Origin of the sequence: Armatimonas sp. (genome assembly GCF_031410135.1) — a bacterium.
GTDB lineage: Bacteria > Armatimonadota > Armatimonadia > Armatimonadales > Armatimonadaceae > Armatimonas.
The window spans coordinates 1-3,765 of the sequence record NZ_JANNYP010000686.1 but is presented as its reverse complement, the minus strand read 5'-3'; the positions used below and the strand labels follow the sequence as shown (position 1 = coordinate 3,765).

At 56.0% G+C, this 3,765-nt stretch carries 4 protein-coding genes; 3 read left to right on the top strand and 1 reads right to left on the bottom strand.

Features of this window, described 5'->3' with window-relative positions; translation table 11 throughout:
- From RMO15_RS25040 to RMO15_RS25030, 3 genes are all read left to right on the top strand, one after another.
- On the top strand, positions 1–741 hold a 741-nt coding region (locus RMO15_RS25040), incomplete at its 5' end, for a pentapeptide repeat-containing protein (protein WP_309719083.1).
- A 225-nt stretch (positions 742–966) separates the two neighbouring features.
- Positions 967–1,311: a lysozyme inhibitor LprI family protein gene (locus tag RMO15_RS25035; protein WP_309719080.1), complete on the top strand. Its 345-nt coding sequence runs from the start codon at positions 967–969 to the stop codon at positions 1,309–1,311.
- Positions 1,312–1,487: 176 nt separating this feature from the next.
- The gene (locus tag RMO15_RS25030) at positions 1,488–3,371 is read left to right on the top strand and encodes a C2 domain-containing protein (protein WP_309719077.1); all 1,884 of its coding nucleotides are present in this window, start codon (positions 1,488–1,490) and stop codon (positions 3,369–3,371) included.
- 156 nt (positions 3,372–3,527) lie between these two features.
- On the opposite strand, the gene RMO15_RS25025 is transcribed toward RMO15_RS25030, so the two are convergent.
- On the bottom strand, positions 3,528–3,765 hold a 238-nt coding region (locus tag RMO15_RS25025; protein WP_309719074.1), incomplete at its 5' end, for a sulfatase/phosphatase domain-containing protein.

Sequence of the window (3,765 nt, the reverse complement as noted above, 5' to 3'; positions counted from 1 at the left end):
ACCGTTTTTCAGAAAGCACCTTTTCGGGTACTTGCCACCCTCCTGCTGATCCAGGGCGTGATGATCGGGCAGGTACTCTTACGACCCGCTGCGGCACAGACCGGCGCGGCACAGGACTGCAGCAAAATTAGTGCTGAACCGCAGCGAATAGCCTGTTGGTTAAAAAAAGCAAAGGCGGGAGAGAAGAACCTGCGTGGGGCGTATCTGCCCGGGGTGGATCTGAGTAATACGAATCTGAGTAATACGAATCTGACTAATGCGCATCTGGTTGGGGCGAATCTGACTAAGGTGGATCTGACTAAGGCGGAAGTGACTGACGCGAATCTGACTGGGGCAGTTCTGAGTGAGGCGAATCTGACTGGGGCGACTATACGGGCTACGGTTCTGACTAATGCGAATCTGAGTAAGGCGAATCTGAGTAATTCGAATCTGAGTAATTCGAATCTGACAGGGGCGAATCTGAGTTTTGCGATTCTGAGTAACGCGGATCTGCGTCAGGCAAATCTGACGAAGGCGTATGTGGGTGATGCGAATCTGACTAAGGCGAATCTGAGTTTTGCGAATCTGATGAATGCGGATCTGCGTCAGTCGAAGCTGATTGGGGCGGATCTGCGTGTGGCGAATCTGACTAAGGTCATTCTGTCTAGGGCGGATCTGCGTGGGGCGGATCTGACGGGGGCGGGTCTGACTAATGCAAAGCTGACTGGCATCCAGAAAGACGCGAAGACCAAGGGCCTCTAGCCCTCGTTCTCGTCCACCTACCACACGGGCGGTAGGGACATCGCGTCGTGGGGGTAGAAGCGAATTCTGCCCCCGCGACCTTGTCTCGCCAACAACGACACCCGTAACGACAACAACGACGAACACCAAGACCGTTTTTCAAAAGGCTCGATATAGAAATATATCCGTAGAACCTCACTATTACTGACCGTTGCTTGGCTCGGCGATTTCGACAGGAGAAGAAAATTGATACAAGACAAGACAGACATTGACCGAAAGATCGATGCTCTTTTGGAGAGGGACTCGACGACGGGGGGGATGAACGCGGCGATGATTGAGGGTTACAGACTCTGGGATAACGAGCTCAATCGGGTCTACCAGGCACTCTCCAAGAAGCTTCCCGCGTCGCAGTGGAAGGATCTACAAAAAGAGCAACGTGCCTGGATCGTTAAGCGCGACGCCAAGTTCAAACTTATCGACCGAAAGTACGCGACGCAGGGTTCGATGGGCCAGGTGGATCGGCGCTCTGACCGGATGGAGATCGTCCGCCAGCGCGCTGTGGAGCTGCGTCGGTTACTCTCCCTAAGGTAATCAAGCATAGAGGAATGACTTCCTCCTCCGGCTTAAGTAGCTCGGCGGAGGAAGTAAAGCCTGTAGCGGTAGTGGTGTTTATCGGCGGCACCGTAGCACGGCGCGCGTTGAGTGCCCTAGCGCCCGTTCCTAAAGCCTCCTGACCTCCGATGTAGAAAGAGATATTTCAAATGTTTATGAAGAGATGGAAAAGTATTGGTCTTCTCGTAGCGCTGGTGCTACTGGGGACGCCCGCAGCGCGGGCATTCGACACGGGGCCACACCAGGACTTAACCGACGAGGTACTGCGGGAGGTTGGGTTTAGCACGGACGCGAACCGCACCGCACAGCTAGAGAACTGGCTGGTGGACTACTACTCCAACAGCCCTACGACAAAAGTCCTTCGTGGTGGGGAGAAAAGCCTGGAACAGCTCCACTTCGATGGCTTGACAACCTCAAGCCGCGTGTCCAACTACTGGGACCGACTGACCGTCAACACCAAGATCTCGGTGCAAGAGGCTGCCCGTGAGAAAGATGCCTTCAAGCTGATCGTTCTCATTGGGATGAGCCTGCACGCGGTTCAGGACTTCTATACCCACTCCAACTGGGTCGAGACTCACCCTAGTCCTGCAGGCTCCGACTACGCGACCGTCACCTGGTTTGATAGCAAAAAACGCGATGGCGTTCGCACCGGAAACTACCCCAACACGGGCAAGGGTAACGCCAACGATCACGGCGACTACGGCTACGGCATGAACCACGACTCCCAGTCCCGCCCCGAGTTCCATCGTTCCTACGTCTTCGCCTACGCCGCCTCGCGCCAGTGGGTAAACCAGATCCGGCTGTGGGTCAACGAGGTCGACCCCGCGATCTGGAACCAAGCCAAGGGCCTCAACCTCGGTAGTGGGGAGCGTACGCAGCTCAGTATGGGCATGCGCTCCGCCTTCCGCGTCTCCGAGTGGGTGGCTAAGGGGGACAACGACGGCCACTGGAAGGGGAAGGGCAGTGGGAGTAGTGCCGAGTGGGTCGCTGCCGTCGCCGCCTGGATCGCGTTTCCTATGGGACGGTTCACCGAGCCTTTTCTTCCAAGTGCCGGTGCTGTCCTCGATGTCAACGAGGCGACACGGCGCAACTGTGTCTTCAGGCTCACGACTGCTGATGGGAGGGGACGGCAGGATCTCAGCACGGATCAACCATCGTCCGTCTCCGTCCCCGAGGTCGTACATATTCCTATCCGAAAGCAGGTGGTCGTGGTGCGTAGTACGGAGATCAAAGAGCTCTCCGTCGGCTTCTTCGAGACCAAGATTGACTCACTGGGAACCGCCGATTTCTTCGCCAAGATCACCATTGATGGAATGACGCTCGTGGAGAACTGCTACCAAAATAAAGAGCGTGTGGGTAATCCCTGGGACACGTTAAAGTTTGTGGATGATACCAAGCAGAGTGTGGATATCCATATCGAGGTATGGGATGAGGATCTGAACAACGATGATCACTGTGACATCAATCCCGGATCAAAAACCGATCTGGACATAACCCTCAATACGAGAACTCAGGCGCTCAGTGGCGATATTAGTGGTGTCTTTGACAGCCAGGACAAGCCCTGGACCTCGAAGGGCAATCAGGCAAACCGCGCCACTCTGAGTGCCTACTGCCGCACCCGAAAGCTCGCCGATCTCCCCTCGGAAAGAGACACTGTGCCCGTGCAAACACTCGCCGCAGCAACAAAGCTTCCCTTGAACGCGGGAACTGTTCTCAAAAAAGGGATGAAGCTCACCTCGCCCTCCGGTAATCACATGCTCGTGGTTGGTATGGATGGCAATCTCATGATCGTCAAAGACGGGGTCTATGTTTGGGGAACGAATCAGGTCATCCCCAATTTCGGTGATCCTGCTGCACCGGGTGTAGATCGCGTGGAGTTTCGAGCCGATGGGAGCCTTAGTGCCTACAACGATAAAGGGGTGGCGGTTTGGACCGCCCCTGTCACCCGGCGCGATCCCACCGCCAAACTGCACCTGTCTTTTGAGGGCAAACTTCAGTTGGTTGCGGGAAACGGCGATATTTTGTGGGCGCATAAGTAGTGAACCAGTTCAATGGCGGTGTAGATCCTGTGGAGAGTTTTGCTCTGCGTGTCCAGCAGTGGTTCTCAGTGTTCTCCATCGAGGGGTACAAGCCGTAGCTTCTGTATCTGGGTTTGAGGCTCAGCAGGGAGGAACACTCCCTGCTGAGCCTTGTTTTTATGCGCCCGCGATCCGTGGGAAGCGTGTCGGCTCGCGGGCTATCTCGGCTTGGAGCCACTGCTCCATAAGCTGGGCTTTGACGGTCGCGTAGTCTGGGTCGGCGAAGCGGTTGTGGAGCTCGCCGGGGTCGTCTTGCAGGTCAAAGAGCTCGCCGAACGTCTCGCCACGGTAGAGCGTGAGCTTGTAGCGCTCGGTGATAAACGTCCGCAAGTGCAGCTTGGTGGGCTGGTGGCGA

What these genes read in the sequence shown, in the direction of transcription:
- RMO15_RS25030 (WP_309719077.1), top strand. Translation starts at nt 1,488, where the DNA reads ATGAAGAGATGGAAAAGTATTGGTCTTCTCGTAGCGCTGGTGCTACTG.